This is a genomic window from Streptomyces sp. NPDC018833 (assembly GCF_044390825.1).
Classification (GTDB): domain Bacteria; phylum Actinomycetota; class Actinomycetes; order Streptomycetales; family Streptomycetaceae; genus Streptomyces.
Map to the genome: position 1 here is coordinate 367,205 of NZ_JBIRZM010000002.1, position 14,872 is coordinate 382,076.

Consider the following 14,872-nt stretch of genomic DNA (forward strand, 5'->3'; position numbering starts at 1 on the left):
CGCCGGCGCCGGCGCGAGGCGCGGCTTGCGGCTCTACGACTGTGGACCGGACGGGCCGTCGTGCCCACCGCTTTCCGTCGGTGTCCTCACGCCGCGGACCGGTGGACGGCCGTACCGGAGGAGCCTGCGGGTACCCCGCCTGCGGCGCTGGCACACCGGTCTCCATGAATTCCACCCCGACAGGTGCGAGCATGGATCAACAGCCGCCGAGGGGGTACATGACGTTCCCGACGTTGGACGGAGCACCGGCGATGAACCCCATCAAGGAAACTCCGCGCGCCGCACCGCTGCGGCCGCCTTCCGGCCGGGTGACGGGCGCGGGCGGCAGTGCTGCGGCCACGGCGTCCCGGACGGAACCCGCGCCGCTGCCCGAGGACCACACCCAGTCGATCCTCCAGGCCACCAAAGAGGTGGCCGCGCTGCTCAAGGCATCCGGCTACCCGTTCGCCCTGGTCGGGAGCGTGGCCGTGTACGCGTACGGCGTTCCCCTGCGGCTGCAGCACGACTCGGACTTCTGCCTGCGGCGCAAGGACGCGGAGGGGGTCGTGCGGGCCCTCACCGACGGCGGGGTGGAGGTCGTGTCCCCGCCGGAGGACTGGCTGGTGAAAGCACGGACCGGGGGCGAGGAGATCGACCTGATCTTCGAGCTGGCGCACCGGCCGGTCACCAAGGAGTTGCTGGACCGGGCGGAGGTCGTACCGGTGGACTCCGTGCACATGCCGGTGCTCGCGCCGACCGACCTGATGAGCAGCAGGCTCGCGGCGCTGTCCGAGCACCACTGCGACTTCGGGCGGTTGCTGCCCGTCGCGCGGGCGCTGCGCGAACGGGTCGACTGGGACGCGCTGCGCCGCGAGTACGCGGCGTCCCCGATGCCCGACGCGTTTCTCTATCTGCTGGAGCGGCTCGATGTGATCCCGCCGCGGCCCGGTGGCCCGGGAGGTGCGCCGTGAACGGCCTCGAGGCCTCCGAGTACCGCATCGCGCGCCTGCGCGAGCGGCTCGCGGAGGAGGACATCGCGGAACTGGGTGTCCAGATCGACATGCGCGGTGGATACGTGCACCTGAACGGCACCGTGGCCAGCGCCGCCTGCCGGACCGAGATCCTGCGCATCGCCGAAGCCGAACTCGGTGGGCTGCCGGTACGGGCCGATCTGATGATCGCCGGCGCCACGGCCCCCGAAAGCCCCGAGGAGCTGGAGTGATACGCGTAGCCGCCGTCGGAGACATCCACCTGAGTCCGGACAGCCACGGTGCGCTGCGGCCGGCCTTCGACACCCTCGGCACGAGCGCCGACGTCCTGCTGCTGGCCGGTGATCTGACGCGGCACGGCACGGTGGAGGAGGCGGAGGTCGTGGCCGCCGAGGTCGAGGGGCTCGGCGTGCCCGTGGTCGCCGTGCTGGGGAACCACGATTACCACAGCGATCAGGAGGACAAGGTCACCGCGGTACTCGAGCGGGCCGGGGTGACGGTGCTCGAGGGTTCCGGGACGGTGCTGGACATCGCCGGCACCCGGCTCGGGGTCGCCGGTACGAAGGGCTTCGGCGGCGGATTCGCGGGGCGCAGCGCGGGCGAGTTCGGCGAACCGGAGATGAAGGCGTTCGTCCGCTACACCCGGCGGTGCGCGGCGGATCTGTGCCGTTCACTGCTGGAGCTGGCGGACCGCGGCTGCGCGGTGCGGATCGCGCTCACGCACTACTCCCCGGTACCGGACACCCTCGCCGGCGAGCCCCTGGAGATCTATCCGTTCCTGGGCAGCTACCTGCTCGCGGAGGCGGTGGACGAGGGCCGCGCCGACCTCGCCGTGCACGGGCACGCGCATCTGGGCATCGAGCACGGCCTGACGGCCGGTGGTGTGAAGGTTCGCAATGTCGCGCAGCCGGTGATCGGGCACGCCTTCGCCGTCTACCACCTGCCGGTGCGGGCGACCGCCGCCCCCTGAGCCGGTTCGGGGCCGCGAAAAGCGCCCTTCGTGGCACGTTTTGGCCGTGAAGTCCCGGGCAGCCGCGTGTTGTGCTTCGGACGGAAGCACACCCCGCGGGAGTCGATGCTCCGGGTGCGGGAGACCGGCCCCGAGCTCTTTCCGCGGATGAGTCGAATCCTTCAAGGCACCACACCCTGCAGGAAGACCCGACATCATGCGCACGTTGCCACAAGGCAAGCATTCGCACTCCGACGCCCCCGACACCGCGGAGGCCTTCCAAAGGATGGCCGAGCTGGACGACGGGCCGGAGCGGCAGGAGCTGCGGCAGGAGATCGTGGCGGCCTGGCTGCCCATGGCCGAACGGATCGCGGGCCGCTTCCGCAACCGCGGCGAATCCCTAGAGGATCTTCAACAGGTCGCCGCACTCGGCCTGGTGAAGGCCGTCGACCGCTACGACCCCTCACGCGGAGCCTTCGAGAGCTTCGCCGTTCCCACCGTCGTCGGTGAGGTCAAGCGTCACTTCAGGGACCACATGTGGGCCCTGCACGTCCCCCGCCGGGTGCAGGACCTGCGCAACAGGGTCCGCTTCGCACGTCAGGACCTGACCCAGACGATTTCGGGCCGCTCCCCCACGGTCACCGAGATCGCGGAGCGGGCGGGCGTGTGCGAGGAGGACGCGCTCCTCGGTCTGGAGGCTCTGGAGAGCTTCACCGCCCTGTCCCTCGACGCCGAGCTGCCCGGCGCGGACGACGGCTACTCCCTCGGGGACACCCTCGGCTCCGCCGATCCGGCGATCGACGTCCTCGTCGACCGCGAGGCGGTCAAACCGGGCCTGCGCAAGCTGCCGGAGCGGGAGCAGAGCATCCTCTACATGCGTTTCTTCCGCGATATGACGCAGAGCAGCATCGCCCAGACCCTGGGCATCTCCCAGATGCACGTCTCCCGGCTCATCAGCCGCTGCTGCGACCAGCTCCGCAACGAGGTCATGCGGGACGCCGCATGAGCGGTAATGCCACGAAACTGATCATTTCCCCCGCGGTGCGGGGAACCCTGAGCGCATGGATCTTCGCGAGACGCTGCGGCCCGACGCCACCATCTCCGTCCTGACCCAGGGCTATGCCTGGCTCCCCGACCTGCTGCGCAGGGAGGGCGGCGCGCCCGTCCGCACCAGGCTGCTGGGCCGCCGGGCCGTCCTGCTGCACGGCGTGGACGCGGCACGCTTCTTCTACGACGAACGCCATGTCAGGCGCCATGGGGCGCTGCCCGGCCCCGTGCTCGACACCCTGTTCGGGCGCGGGGCCGTGCACACCCTGGACGGTGAGAACCACCGCGCCCGCAAGGCGCTGTTCGTGTCCCTGCTGGGCAACGAGCAGGCCGTGGGCCGTCTCGCGGAGCACGCCGGCACCGAGTGGGACCTCGCGGCCCGGTCGTGGGCCACGATGCCGCGCACGGAGCTGTTCACCGAGGCCGCACGGGTGATCACACGTGCGGTCTGCTCGTGGGCGGGCTTCCCGCTCGGCGAGGACGAGGCCCCGGCCATGGCGGACGACCTCGTGGCCATGGTCGACGGATTCGCCGCCGCCGGCCCCCGGCACCGGCGGGCCCGGCAGGCCAGGGCCCGTCAGGAGGCGTGGATCGGGGAGCTGATCGAGGCGGTGCGCCGCGACGCGGTCCCGGACGAGGACGGCGCGCCGCACGGATCGGCGCTGCGCACGGTCGCCCTGCACCGGGACGCGGACGGCCGGCCGCTGGACACGCACACTGCGGCGGTGGAGGTGCTCAACATCGTGCGCCCCACGGCCGCCGTCGCCTGGTTCATGGCGTTCGCCGCGCATGCGCTGCACCGCTGGCCCCGGCATCGCGAGGCGCTGCGGGCCGGCGATCCTGCCTACGCGGAGGCGTTCGCCCACGAGGTCCGCCGCTTCTACCCCTTCGTGCCCTTCGTGCCCGGTCTGGCAGCAGCGGATCTGCGCTGGGAGGACGAGGAGATCACCAAGGACACCCTGGTCGTCCTCGACGTGTACGGGCACCACCACGATCCGGTTCTGTGGCCCGACCCGTACGTCTTCGACCCGGCCCGTTTCACCGGCGGTCCTCCCGCCGACCCGTACGGCCTCATTCCGCAGGGCGGCGGCGACGTGGCGACCGGCCACCGCTGCCCCGGCGAGGACATCGTCGTCGCGCTCCTGGCCACCCTGGCGGTACGGCTGGCACGGCTGGAGTACGAGGTGCCGCAGCAGGACCTGTCCATCCCGCTGGGCCGGATCCCCACCCGGCCCGCCGACGGGTTCGTCATCGCCGTGCGGTCCGCTCCGGAGAACTGACACCGCACTGGTGCCCCCGCGTCCGGTCAGTGGGCCGCGGGACTGCGCCTGCGGCGTCCGCGCGCCCGGTCCAACAGCGAGAAGAGTTGCGGGCGGCGCTCCCGCCGTTCCCTGGTGTGGCGGTCGAGTTCCTCCATCAGGCGCCGGGAACGGTGGTCGAGGTCGAGTTCGTCGAGGATGCGGTCGACCTCCGTGAGCAGGGCGCCGTACAGCTGCCACTGCCTGGGCAGGTCCCGTACGCCCCGCAGCAGCAGCTCGGCGACGTTGTCCCGGCTCGTGCGGGCGGCCGCGAGTTCGCCGGTCAGCCGCTCCTCGGCGGCATCCGCGCTGCCGCTGGTCGTGGTGGTGACGAGGACGGCGAAGCTGACGAGGGTGTCGGCGACGTGGCCGAGCAGTTCCTGGAGGGCGACGCCCACTTCGTGCGGGAAGAGGGCCTCGTCCCTGCGTTCCTTGGCCAGGTCCGTGAGCGTGCGCGCCAGTACGCGCAGGACGACCGCGCAGATCTCCAGCGTGTCCAGCCCGGTGCGCAGCACGATGCGGTGCAGCAGGCCCTCCTTGACACGGGGGTTGAGCCGCAGGCTGTCCTCCGCCTGCCGCAGGGCCGCGTCCACGTCGGCTACGTCGTTGTCGAGCCGGCGTGCCTCGTGGAGGCGGGCCGCGGCGCGTTCGACGGGCGTCGGGCTGGTCAGTTCCTCGCCGATCCGCAGCAGCAGCAACCGCATGCGCCGCGCCAGGTCCTCGATGGAGTCCCCGGCCGTCTCCACCCAGACCGGCGGCACGAAGACGACGTTGAACAGCAGGCCCACCACCGCCCCGATCAGCGTCTCCAGCACCCGGTCCCAGGCCGTGTCGGCGACCTGGGTCACGCCGAGCACGAGCATGGCGCTGATCGCCACCTCGGGGACGAACTCGTCGACGCGCACGATGTGGCCGACCACGAGGGAGGCGAGGATGATCAGGCCGAGGCTCCACCAGCTCAGCCCGACGAGCACACTGAACCCGATGGCGATGAGTACGCCGACGACGACCGAGTTCACCCGCCGGATGCCGGTGGTGAGGGTGGAGTAGAGGGTGACCTGGACGACCAGGAGGGCGGTGAGGGGGGCCGTCAGCGGCGGCGCCGAGCTGTTGACCGCGTGCAGGGCGACGACGTAGGAGATGGTCGCCGCCGCCGTGGAGCGCAGAGTCTGGGTGACGACGGGTTCCTTGCGCCGGCGCACGAAGCCGGCGACGGGCTGGGGAAGCGCTCTGCGGACTTCGGGCACCTTGGTCCTTCCTGAGCCGGTTCGGCCTTCCCTCGCCGGTCCGGCCGGCCGCTGCGGACGCCCGCCTGGTCAGCAGCCGCCGGACGCCGCGCGCTTGCCCATGGGCTGCGCGCCGGAGCGGGCGTGGCGGTGTACGTAGCGTTCGGCTGCCAGCACCGCCTCGCGGGCCGTACGCTCGCACATCAGGACGCACAGCGTATAGGCGGTGTCCTCGAAGCGTCTTCGGGCGTGCTCGTCGTGCGGAGCCGCGAGGAGGTGGTGTTCCTGGGCCCGGTAGCGGGCAATCAGCCTGGTGATGACGCTCGTGTCGGGCATCAGCATCGTGGGTCTCCCGGTTTCTGCGGCCCCCGGCCACACGGCGGAACGACGTCCGTCCGGTGCCTCATTGTGATCCGGAGCGGCCCATTCCGCCACGCGGGCCATCACTTTCCGTAGTGGTTCACAGCCGTAAGGTTTCCGTAGTGGGTTCACAGCCGTACGGCCGAGCCGGCCTCCGTCGCCGTCTCATGTCACACCTGCGTCCGCAAACTGCTCGCCCCCTGCCGCCAGGCGCCCAGCAGTTGCTCCCCGAACCGGTCCTCGACGAACGCCGTGGCGGCGATCCCGAACGCCACCTCCGGGGCGAGTGACGGCTCGCCCTCCAGCAGTCCCCCGATGACATCGCGTCGCACGATCTGCTCATGGACGGCGTCGGCGATGACGTGCTCGTCGTAGAAACGCTCGGCGGCGCTGCCCGCCCCGGTGCGACGCATCGCCGCGGCCAGCCGCCGGGACGCGGGCGAGGAGGTCATCTCGACGGCCGCGAAGTGGCCCACCAGAGCGCCGCGGTGGGCGCGGTGGAGCCCGAACAGGGACATCAGGTTGACCGTCGCCAGCATCTGGGCGGACGCGGCGTCGGTGTAGCGGCCGTAGGCGGTGTCGAGGCCCAGGTCGGCCATGAGGTCGGCGAAGAGGCGGGCGTGGATGCGTTCGGGCCGGCCGCCGCCGAACTCGTCGAACTCCACCGCGACGAACGCCGCTTTCGCCCGGCCGCGCAGGCGCGGGATGACCCAGGCGTGCGGGTCGGCCTCCTTCAGGTGGTAGAGCGAGCGCTGGGCCGCGTACTCGCGCAGTTGCCACAGCGAGCCCTCCTCGTGCAGGTAGCGGCTGACCCCGGTGCCCCGGACCGGCTCGACGAGCAGATCGCCGAGTGCCTCCTCGAGGTCCGGATTGCCGCGGGTCCCGGCGCGCAGGGCGCAGAGGAAGTTCTCCTCCATGCCCGCGCGCAACCGCAGCAGGTCCGGGTCCCATTCCCAGGCCCCGTCGACGCCGACGAAGCCGAGGTAGTGCAGTTCATAGCAGGCGTACAGGGCGAGTTGCAGGTCGTCGCCGAGGGGATCGGCGCCTTCGGCCTCGCGCACGGCGGGAAGCCGTGCCACGACCGGTGAGCCCCGCAGGGCATCGAGGACGGCGCCCGACAGCTCGCCGCGAGCCTGCGGCAGTAGCCGCTCCGCCGTGCCCCGCCCGAGGGGCGTGGGGCCCTGCACGGCGCTCACTTCCTGACCCGCCGCCGATGACTGGTGTCGCACCACGGGTAGGCCCGGCTGCGCCGGCAGGTGCACAACGCGACCGTGAAACGGTCGGACATGGCAACGGTCCCGTCGTCCAGGACGACGTCCACCGGGCCCTCGACGAGCATCGGCCCCTCGCGGGTGGGAGTGATGCGGCGGGGCCGCTCAGATTCGGTCGGCACGGACGATCACCAGCTCTTCCTTGTCCTCACCGGGGGCGATGAGCCCCCGCTGTCGCAGCCAGGCGGCCCGGGAGGTCATGACCGGCCCGAACGGCACCTTCTCCCGGTCCACCACGTCCGGTTCGAGACCCGTGCGCCGCAGACGTTCCAGCGTGGGCGCCACGCCGCACAGCGCGGAGTGCACGAGCAGCAGCACCCCGCGCGGGCGCAGCAGCGCCGCGGCACCGTCGCAGATCCGGTCGAGCACCGCGCGTCCGTCGGGCCCCGCGTCCCAGGCGACGGCCGGACCGCGCCGGGGAGGCCGCGCCTGCGGTGCGGGCACGTACGGCGGGTTGCCGACGATCAGGTCGAAACGGCGGCCGACGGCGGGTGCGAGAAGGTCACCGTGCAGCACCTCCACACCGTGGCCGGCGAGGGCGGCGTTGACGCGGGTGGTGAGCACGGCGCGCCAGGAGGTGTCGACGGCGGTCACCCGCGCACCGCGCCGGGCGGCCGCGAGCGCCAGGGCACCGCTGCCCGTTCCCACGTCCAATACCTCGGCGCCCGGCCGCAGCGGTTCGCGTTCCATCGCGTCCTGCAACAGGAACGTGTCGCTCTGCGGGACGTACACGCCCGGGGTGCGCAGCAGCCCGGGCGGACGCGTCCTCTCCGGCGTCGCGGTTGTCACCATGGTCGCCACCTCGGGGGTCTCGTGCGGGCGGTCGTCGCCCGGCCGTGATCCCCGGGTGCCCGCATCAGCTGCATTCATCCCGATCATTCGCCTGCGGAGTCGGCATCGTGCATGCGTGGCGGCGGTTTCGGCCCGGCGTGCGCGTCGCAGGCGTCGCGACTCGGCATGGGCGTCGCAGGCGTTGTGGCCGGCGTGCGCGTCGCAGGCACGCGAATCGCCTGTTTCGGTCCGGCCGGTGGGGGGACCCGGAGGGCACCGAACATCCGACTGCGGGACAACGGCACGACGGAGGCCCGATGAGCGCGACAACAGGGCTGCGAGTGGTGGTCACAGGGGGAACCGGGAATGTCGGCACGAGTGTGGTGCGGGCACTCTCCGGCGATTCGCGGATCGCGTCGGTCCTCGGGCTGGCGCGCCGCCCGCCCGAGCTGCACATCTCCCGGACGGAGTGGGCCGCCGTCGACCTTTCGGCCGACGACGCGGCGACCGACCTCGGCCGGCATTTCCAGGACGCCGACGCGGTGGTGCACCTGGCCTGGCGGTTCCAGCCCACGCACGATCCCGGCACGACCTGGCAGAGCAACGTCCTCGGCTCCCTGCGGGTCTTCGACGCCGTCGTGGCGGCCCGTGTACCCGCGCTGGTGCACGCCTCGTCCGTGGGCGCGTACGCCCCGGGCCCGAAGTCCCTTCCGGGCGTCGACGAGTCGTGGCCGACCCACGGGCTGCCCCATGCCGCCTACTGCCGTGAGAAGGCCTACCTGGAGCGGGTGCTCGACGCCTTCGAGGAGCGGCATCCGCAGGTCCGTGTCGTGCGGATGCGCCCCGGCTTCCTGTTCAAGGAGACCTCGGCGAGCGAGCAGCGCCGCATCTTCGCCGGGCGTTTCATGCCGGGTTCGCTGATCAGGCCGTCGCTGGTCCCCGTCGTACCGGACATCGAAGGACTCCGCTTCCAGGTGCTGCACACCGAGGACGCCGCGAACGCCTATCTCCTCGCCGTCATTCTCGACGCGCGCGGGGCGTTCAATCTGGCCGCCGACCCTGTGGTGGACGCGGGTGTGCTCGGCGAACTGCTCGACGCGCGCGTGGTGCGGGTGCCGAAGGGGCCCGTGCACGCGGCACTGGCCGCAGCGTGGGCGATGCGCCTCGTACCGGCATCGCCCCAGCTCTTCGACGCGGTGCTGCGTCTGCCGCTGATGGACTCCTCGCGGGCCCGCGAGGAGCTGGAGTGGCGTCCGGCGCACACCTCGGTGGAGGCTTTGCAGGCGTTCCTGCGGGGCGTACGGGAGGGCAGTGGCGAGCCGACCGCGCCCTTGGCGGGGCACAAGGCCCACTGACGGCCTCCCCACGGGGCTCGCGCGGGGCCGGTGTCAGCTCGTGGTCCGGCGGACGATTTCCGCGAACGGGCCGGTGTGCAGGGCGGCGAGCAGATCCGCCGGGTGGTCGTGGACGGCGTCCGCTCCCGCCTCGATGAGGTCCGCGCGGGGAATGCCGCCGCACAGCAGACCGACGCACAGCACGCCCGCGCGCCGCGCGGCCCGCATGTCCCACACCGTGTCCCCGACGAAGACGGCGCGTTCGGCGGGCACGCCCGCGAGCTCCAGCGCCTGCTGGACCGGCTCGGGCGCGGGCTTGCCCTCGGCGACGTCGTCGGCGCTCGCCATGGCGCTGATGGCGTCGTCCGCGTCGACGGCCCGCCGCAGCGCCGACAGCTCCGTCCCCGAGGCCGAGGTCGCCAGCACCACGGTCCACCCGGAGCGGGAGAGCGTACGCACCAGCTGCCCGGCCTGGTCTAGAGGCGGCAGCCGGCCGAAGTACGTGGCGTAGAGGGCCGTGTGCGCTGCCTTGACGGCGTCGTCCCGGCTCTTGTCCCGGCCGTCGCCCAGCAGGTGGGCCACGAGGTCGCCGCCGGGGAGGCCGACGGCGCGGTGGATGTCGTGCATGGCGACGCGGTGGCCGGCCTGCCGGAAGGCCTCCCACCAGGTGGTGACGTGCAGATGGTTGGTGTCGACGAGGGTCCCGTCCACGTCGAAGACGGCGGCGCGTTCCATCACGGCCTCTCTGCGTCCGGCGCGGTCGGGGATGGGCGGGTCGGAGGCCCCGAGGGGCGGGGGCGGGGGTGGCCCGGGTGGCCCGGGTGGCCCGGGTGGCCCGGGTGGCCCGGGTGGCCCGGGTGGCCCGAAACGCTACGGGCCGCTATGGGCCGACGAGGCTGGCGTCAGGGCCCGGAACCGCGTCGTCCAACGAGCTGACCGTGAAGATCGCGCCGTCCGGATCGCGCAGGCTCACCTCCATGCCGCGTGCCGTGGACTGTTCCCCGAGCAGGGTCGCGCCGTGTCTGCGGGCCGTGTGCGCGGTCTCCTCGACGTCCTTGACGGCGAAGTGCACGTGCCAGCGTGGGTGCAGCAGGGGGTTGATCGCGGTGCCGTCGGCGCCGGAAGTGAGCCGGGCGAGCACCCGTCCGCCGCGGTGCAGCAGGACCGCGTCCTCCGCGTAGCTCACCTCGCAGCAGCCGGCGCGGTCGGAGGCCCAGTCGAGGATCTCCCCGTAGAAGATGGCGGATTCGAAGGCGTCCCTGGCGAGCAACCTGATCCAGGCGGGCGGACTGTCCCGCCAGGCCGGCCAGTCCCTCACCAGCTCGCCCTCCCAGATGCCGAACACCGCGCCGTCACGGTCCGCGGCGAGCACCCCGCGTCCGGTTGCCAGGGAGAGGGGGCCGACCGCGACCGTGCCGCTGCGCTCCCTGATCCGGCCGGCCGCCTCGTCGGCGTCCCTGACGGCGAAGTAGGGGGTCCACGCCACCGCGACCGTCAGCCGGGGGGCGAGAGCGCCGATACCGGCGACCGGCGCGCCATCGGCGATCGCGACGCTGAAGTCCTCGCCGAGCCTGCCCTTTCGGAACCTCCACCCGAGGACGGCCCCGTAGAAGTCCTGGGCGGCCCGGAGGTCGCGAGCCATGAGGCTGACCCAGCACGGCGCGCCGAACACCGCCGCGCTCTGCGCGGCGGTCGCGGACCGGGCCGGGGTCGTCTTGTCGTTCATCACCATGTCCCGGTGTCGGGGGCTCGGCTGGGACCTGTCGCTCGGGCCGGCGGCGCCTGGCTGGTGCCGCGTCCCGGAACCCATGTTCCTGCGTGCGGCGGGAAGAGGCCAGCCCGAATGTCACTGTATGCGACCGTGTCGCCACGTGCGCCGATACGGCAGTGCCTGCCGGACGTTCCGGACTCCACGCTCAGCCGTTGACTCCACCGGCCGTCGCCCTGCGGGTGCCCGCTCGACGTCCCGATAACCGCAGTCCGCGCGGCCTGACCGGTGAGTGCATGGCCCCGCGGCGAGCGGGGCGGCACCGGCAGGGGCCTGCTCGCACGGCGAACGGTCGCCCGGTCCGCGACCGTCGGTGACGACACCACGCTGCCGGCCGCGCTCGTGCCCGCCGGCCCGTGCCCACTGGCCAGCCGAGCCCGGCGCCCGTCCGAGACGGATAGCCGACCCCAAGGCAGCCCCTATGGGCCATGCGGCCGAGCACGTCGCGGCGGCCGGCCCGCGCGGGCCACGCGTGCCGTTGGACGATCATGAGGCCGCTCGGCCCGGACGGCACACGCCGCCGAGAGACGAACAGGTCTGCTTCGCGACCGACGGCGACATGACGGCGACATACGGCGACGTGCAGCCGGGGGAAATGCCAGGTGCGGACGGCGCCCGTTGTCCGCCCGGCCCGCGATGAGACGGGCAGGCGCCATGTGAGCCGGGTAGGCACCGCATGGCCCTGAGGGCCATGCGCCTCAGGCTGCCGGGCGCGCCAGGGCACCCGCCTCACCCCTCGGCCGGACGGTTCGATACCGAACCCGTCGGACGAGGGGCCGTGTTGGGGCGCGTCGCCGGGGTAGGCGGAGCGCATGACGGTTACGAAGACTCCTGTCCTCGTCCTCGACTCGACACAACCCCGCCAACTAGCCGACTTCTACGCGGCGTTGCTCCACGCGGAGGTCCGCGTCGGCGCCGATCCCGACTTTGTCGAGGTGGCCGGCCCGGACGGCGTACGGCTCGCGGTGCGGCGCGATCATGGATACGCGCCCCCGAGCTGGCCACGCCCGGAGGACTCCCAGCAGTCGCACCTGTACATCCGTGTCGCCGAGGGCGACCTCGACGCCGCGGAGCGCGAGGCGGTGGGCCTGGGAGCGACGCCGGTGGACAGCGGCGCCGGACCGGGCGCGGGCAATGCGCGGGTGTACGCCGATCCCGCCGGGCACTCCTTCACGCTGGAGGCCGTGCCACACACCGCGTGAGACCCCGGTCCAGCGGGCGGCCAGCGCCCCGACCACGCGCCGGGCCGTGTCGGCGCTCGACTGCGGGTTCTGGCCGGTGATCAGGTTGCCGTCCTCGACCACGGTGCTCGACCACGCCGGCCCGGTGGTGACCTTCGCTCCGAAGTCGCGCAGCCGCGACTCGACGAAGTAGGGCGACCGGTCACCGAGACCGCCCTGGCGTCCCCGCGTCCGCGACCGACGCGGCCCTCGCGTTCGTGGCCGAGCTGCGCCGGCGGTTCACGCCCCGGCGTGCCGAGCTGCTCGCCCGACACGCCGAGCCCCGGGCGGAGGCCGCCCCCGCCCCGTGGGTGGACTTCCGTAGACGGGGGTTGACGTCGGGCCGGCCGGCCTATGGGCTCGCGGGTGACGTGTCAGCCGGTCACCCGGGCGACGAGCAGGGCGACGTCGTCCGGCGTGTCCGGCCGGCGCAGGGCGTGCAGCAGCCGGTCGCAGGTCTGGCCCAGCTCGGGATCCGAGGTCTGGAGCAGGCCGAGCAGCATGTCCAGCCGTGCGTCGATGTCCTGGTCGCGTGTCTCGACCAGACCGTCCGTGTACAGGACGAGCACGTCCCCCGGATCGATGCCGACGGTGACGCTGCGCAGGGCGACACCCCCGACACCGAGCGGTGTCCCGGTGGGCAGGTCGAGGAGCCGTGGTGCGCAGCCGCTGCGTACGAGCACGGGCGGGAGGTGGCCCGCGTTGGCGATACAGCACTGGGCGCGGTGGGGGTCGTACACAGCGTAGATACAGGTGGCGATGTACGGGTCGAGCCCGGCGGTGATCTCGTCGAGGTGGCGCAGCACGACGGCGGGGTCCAGCGCGAGGCGGGCGAGCGTCTGGGTGGCGGTGCGCAGCCGCCCCATGGCGCTGGCAGCGTTGATCCCGCTGCCCATCACATCGCCGATGACCAGGGCGGTGCGCTCCCTCTCCATGGGGATGATGTCGAACCAGTCGCCGCCGACCTCGCTGTTCGCTCTCGCCGGCTGGTAGCGGGAGGCCACCTCGAGACCGACGAGGTGAGCGGGCGTCTCGGGCAGCAGGCTGCGCTGGAGGGTGAGCGCGGTCTGCCGCTGCTGGCGGTACCACCGCGCGTTGTCGATGCAGACGGCGGCACGCGAGGCGAACTCGGTCGCCAGCAGGACGTCGTCCTCGGTGAACGGTTCGGGATTCCGGGCCCGTTTGAGGTCGAGCGCCCCGAGCACCTCGCCGCGTGCGATCAGCGGCACGGCCATGTAGGAGTGGATTCCGGCCTCCGCGAGGATTCCCGCGGCCCTGCCGTCCCGGGCGATGTCGCGCAGATCCTGCTCGTCCAGCCGCGGGATCGTGACCGGGCGGGCGGTGCTGACGCACTGCGTGACGAGGCGTCCGGCGTCGTAGCGGGCGAGTTCGCCGGGGCGGTCGGCGGCCTCGACGGCCACCGTCGGGTACGCGGCGGCCACCGCGAGTGCGCGGATCAGCATCGGCCCCCCTTCGCGCACCCTGACGGGGCGGCCGTCGGGACCCGCGAGGACGCTGTCGAGGACATCGACGGCGGCCACGTCCGCGAGTTCCGGTACCGCGACGTCGGCGAGCTCGCGGGCCGTCTGCTCCAGGTCGAGGGTCGTACCGATCCGTACCGAGGCGTCGGCGACGAGGGCCAGGCGCCGGCGGGCCCGTTCGGCCTCGGTGGCCGCGCGGTGCCTGTCGGTGACGTCCACGACGGAGACGGCGAGGCCCAGTACGCGTCCGCCGGGGTCCTCCAGCCGGTACATGGACACCGACCAGGCGTGCTCACCGAGCAGGTCGGACGGGACCCGGCCCAGCACATACCGGTCCAGGAGCGGCGCGCCGGAGGCGAGGACGTCGCGCATCGCGGCCTCCAGGCTCTCGGCGTCCCCGAACGGCAGCGTCTCGCGGATGCTGCGGCCCACGAGCTCGTCAGCGGGAAGGCCGCCAATCCGCTCCAGCGCGGGGTTGACCGCCACGTACCGCAGATCGCTGCCGAGAACGGCGAGGCCGATCGGGGACTGGTCCACCAGGCGCACGGACAGGGCCAGGTCCCGCTCGACGCGGCGCAGCGTCGCCTGGTCGGTGGCGAGTCCCAGCGCGTAGTAGCCGCCGAGGTCGTCCTGCAGCCGCATGTTGCGCCACTCCAGCAGCCGCGTGGAGCCGTCCTTGCGCCGTACCCGGAAGACGCCCTCCCAGCCCTGCCCGCTCTCCATGACCTGCTGGAACAGGCTGAGCACCAGGTCGAAGTGCTCGTCGGCGACCAGTAGCTGGGCGGCGTACTGCCCGAGCGCCTCCTGCGCGGTGTAGCCGAGCAGCTGCTCCGCCTGTGGGCTCCACAGCACGATGCGGCCCTGCGAGTCGAGCACGACGGCAGCGACCGAGAGCACGTCCATGAGCGCGCCCGGCGGCGACAGCGCCGCGTCCGCGCGGCCGTCTGCTACGAGGCCGGCACGGAACACGTCAGCGCTGCTGCCCACAGTCGCTCCTTCCCCAGTCACGATGCTCAGGCACGCCGGTCCGCTCACGTCCTCACACCGGGATGGCGGGATCCATCCCATACTCCCCCCGCACCAGCGCGGAACGCAGCCCTTCGGACCGATCTGTCGCGACGGATCGCATGTGTCCCGTGGCCGGGGATGCGCCGGTCACGAGAGCGACCGGACCCGGCG

The 14,872-nt window shown here is 72.8% G+C and carries 15 protein-coding genes and 1 pseudogene; 8 read left to right on the top strand and 8 right to left on the bottom strand.

Annotated features, from left to right (window positions below; all coding sequences use genetic code 11):
- Nucleotides 1–251: 251 nt before the first annotated feature.
- The 5 genes from ACH5AF_RS05565 (at nt 252) to ACH5AF_RS05585 (ending at nt 4,244) form a co-directional block, all read left to right on the top strand.
- On the top strand, nt 252–950 hold the full coding sequence (locus tag ACH5AF_RS05565) for a nucleotidyltransferase family protein (protein WP_398900130.1): 699 nt from the start codon (nt 252–254) through the stop codon (nt 948–950).
- Nucleotides 947–1,201, top strand: a complete 255-nt coding sequence (locus ACH5AF_RS05570; RefSeq protein WP_398900131.1) for a BON domain-containing protein — start codon at nt 947–949, stop codon at nt 1,199–1,201. The genes ACH5AF_RS05565 and ACH5AF_RS05570 overlap by 4 nt, the downstream gene beginning before the upstream one ends.
- Nucleotides 1,198–1,938 carry a metallophosphoesterase gene (locus ACH5AF_RS05575; RefSeq protein WP_398900133.1) on the top strand — a complete coding sequence of 247 codons (741 nt, stop codon included), beginning with the start codon at nt 1,198–1,200 and terminating at the stop codon, nt 1,936–1,938. Before ACH5AF_RS05570 ends, ACH5AF_RS05575 begins: the two co-directional genes overlap by 4 nt.
- A 196-nt stretch (nt 1,939–2,134) precedes the next feature.
- Nucleotides 2,135–2,923 (top strand): RNA polymerase sigma factor SigF, encoded by a 789-nt coding sequence (locus tag ACH5AF_RS05580; protein WP_215180055.1) that lies wholly within the window; start codon nt 2,135–2,137, stop codon nt 2,921–2,923.
- A 55-nt stretch (nt 2,924–2,978) separates the two neighbouring features.
- Nucleotides 2,979–4,244, top strand: coding sequence for a cytochrome P450 (locus ACH5AF_RS05585; protein ID WP_398900134.1), 1,266 nt, complete (start codon nt 2,979–2,981; stop codon nt 4,242–4,244).
- Nucleotides 4,245–4,270: 26 nt separating this feature from the next.
- On the opposite strand, the gene ACH5AF_RS05590 is transcribed toward ACH5AF_RS05585, so the two are convergent.
- From ACH5AF_RS05590 to ACH5AF_RS05610, 5 genes are all read right to left on the bottom strand, one after another.
- Nucleotides 4,271–5,509, bottom strand: coding sequence for an aromatic acid exporter family protein (locus ACH5AF_RS05590; RefSeq protein ID WP_398900135.1), 1,239 nt, complete (start codon nt 5,507–5,509; stop codon nt 4,271–4,273).
- A 69-nt stretch (nt 5,510–5,578) separates the two neighbouring features.
- Nucleotides 5,579–5,830: a DUF5133 domain-containing protein gene (locus ACH5AF_RS05595; RefSeq protein WP_398900136.1), complete on the bottom strand. Its 252-nt coding sequence runs from the start codon at nt 5,828–5,830 to the stop codon at nt 5,579–5,581.
- Between the two features lie 188 nt (nt 5,831–6,018).
- On the bottom strand, nt 6,019–7,044 hold the full coding sequence (locus tag ACH5AF_RS05600) for an iron-containing redox enzyme family protein (RefSeq protein ID WP_398900137.1): 1,026 nt from the start codon (nt 7,042–7,044) through the stop codon (nt 6,019–6,021).
- Complete coding sequence (locus tag ACH5AF_RS05605) at nt 7,041–7,187, bottom strand: CDGSH iron-sulfur domain-containing protein (RefSeq protein ID WP_398900444.1); 147 nt, start codon at nt 7,185–7,187, stop codon at nt 7,041–7,043. The genes ACH5AF_RS05600 and ACH5AF_RS05605 overlap by 4 nt, the downstream gene beginning before the upstream one ends.
- A 37-nt stretch (nt 7,188–7,224) precedes the next feature.
- A complete protein-coding gene (locus ACH5AF_RS05610; RefSeq protein ID WP_398900445.1) occupies nt 7,225–7,911 on the bottom strand; it encodes a HemK2/MTQ2 family protein methyltransferase in 687 nt (228 codons plus the stop codon).
- A gap of 296 nt (nt 7,912–8,207) precedes the next feature.
- Between ACH5AF_RS05610 and ACH5AF_RS05615 the strand changes: the two genes are divergently transcribed.
- A complete protein-coding gene (locus ACH5AF_RS05615) occupies nt 8,208–9,245 on the top strand; it encodes an NAD-dependent epimerase/dehydratase family protein (protein WP_398900138.1) in 1,038 nt (345 codons plus the stop codon).
- Between the two features lie 33 nt (nt 9,246–9,278).
- On the opposite strand, the gene ACH5AF_RS05620 is transcribed toward ACH5AF_RS05615, so the two are convergent.
- Nucleotides 9,279–9,959, bottom strand: a complete 681-nt coding sequence (locus ACH5AF_RS05620; protein WP_398900139.1) for an HAD family hydrolase — start codon at nt 9,957–9,959, stop codon at nt 9,279–9,281.
- Between the two features lie 145 nt (nt 9,960–10,104).
- The gene (locus tag ACH5AF_RS05625; protein WP_398900140.1) at nt 10,105–10,950 is read right to left on the bottom strand and encodes a VOC family protein; all 846 of its coding nucleotides are present in this window, start codon (nt 10,948–10,950) and stop codon (nt 10,105–10,107) included.
- Nucleotides 10,951–11,804: 854 nt separating this feature from the next.
- On the opposite strand from ACH5AF_RS05625, the gene ACH5AF_RS05630 reads away from it, so the two are divergent.
- Nucleotides 11,805–12,194: a VOC family protein gene (locus ACH5AF_RS05630; RefSeq protein WP_398900141.1), complete on the top strand. Its 390-nt coding sequence runs from the start codon at nt 11,805–11,807 to the stop codon at nt 12,192–12,194.
- Between the two features lie 215 nt (nt 12,195–12,409).
- Nucleotides 12,410–12,532: pseudogene (locus ACH5AF_RS05635) on the top strand (hypothetical protein); the annotation flags it as partial.
- Between the two features lie 54 nt (nt 12,533–12,586).
- Here ACH5AF_RS05635 and ACH5AF_RS05640 read toward each other — a convergent pair.
- Nucleotides 12,587–14,761: a SpoIIE family protein phosphatase gene (locus ACH5AF_RS05640; RefSeq protein WP_398900142.1), complete on the bottom strand. Its 2,175-nt coding sequence runs from the start codon at nt 14,759–14,761 to the stop codon at nt 12,587–12,589.
- Nucleotides 14,762–14,872: the final 111 nt, after the last annotated feature.

What these genes read in the sequence shown, in the direction of transcription:
- ACH5AF_RS05620 (WP_398900139.1), bottom strand. Translation starts at nt 9,959, where the DNA reads ATGGAACGCGCCGCCGTCTTCGACGTGGACGGGACCCTCGTCGACACC.
- ACH5AF_RS05605 (WP_398900444.1), bottom strand. Translation starts at nt 7,187, where the DNA reads ATGCTCGTCGAGGGCCCGGTGGACGTCGTCCTGGACGACGGGACCGTT.
- ACH5AF_RS05615 (WP_398900138.1), top strand. Translation starts at nt 8,208, where the DNA reads ATGAGCGCGACAACAGGGCTGCGAGTGGTGGTCACAGGGGGAACCGGG.
- ACH5AF_RS05580 (WP_215180055.1), top strand. Translation starts at nt 2,135, where the DNA reads ATGCGCACGTTGCCACAAGGCAAGCATTCGCACTCCGACGCCCCCGAC.
- ACH5AF_RS05630 (WP_398900141.1), top strand. Translation starts at nt 11,805, where the DNA reads ATGACGGTTACGAAGACTCCTGTCCTCGTCCTCGACTCGACACAACCC.
- ACH5AF_RS05585 (WP_398900134.1), top strand. Translation starts at nt 2,979, where the DNA reads ATGGATCTTCGCGAGACGCTGCGGCCCGACGCCACCATCTCCGTCCTG.
- ACH5AF_RS05640 (WP_398900142.1), bottom strand. Translation starts at nt 14,761, where the DNA reads ATGGGATGGATCCCGCCATCCCGGTGTGAGGACGTGAGCGGACCGGCG.
- ACH5AF_RS05610 (WP_398900445.1), bottom strand. Translation starts at nt 7,911, where the DNA reads ATGGTGACAACCGCGACGCCGGAGAGGACGCGTCCGCCCGGGCTGCTG.
- ACH5AF_RS05565 (WP_398900130.1), top strand. Translation starts at nt 252, where the DNA reads ATGAACCCCATCAAGGAAACTCCGCGCGCCGCACCGCTGCGGCCGCCT.
- ACH5AF_RS05595 (WP_398900136.1), bottom strand. Translation starts at nt 5,830, where the DNA reads ATGCTGATGCCCGACACGAGCGTCATCACCAGGCTGATTGCCCGCTAC.
- ACH5AF_RS05625 (WP_398900140.1), bottom strand. Translation starts at nt 10,950, where the DNA reads ATGAACGACAAGACGACCCCGGCCCGGTCCGCGACCGCCGCGCAGAGC.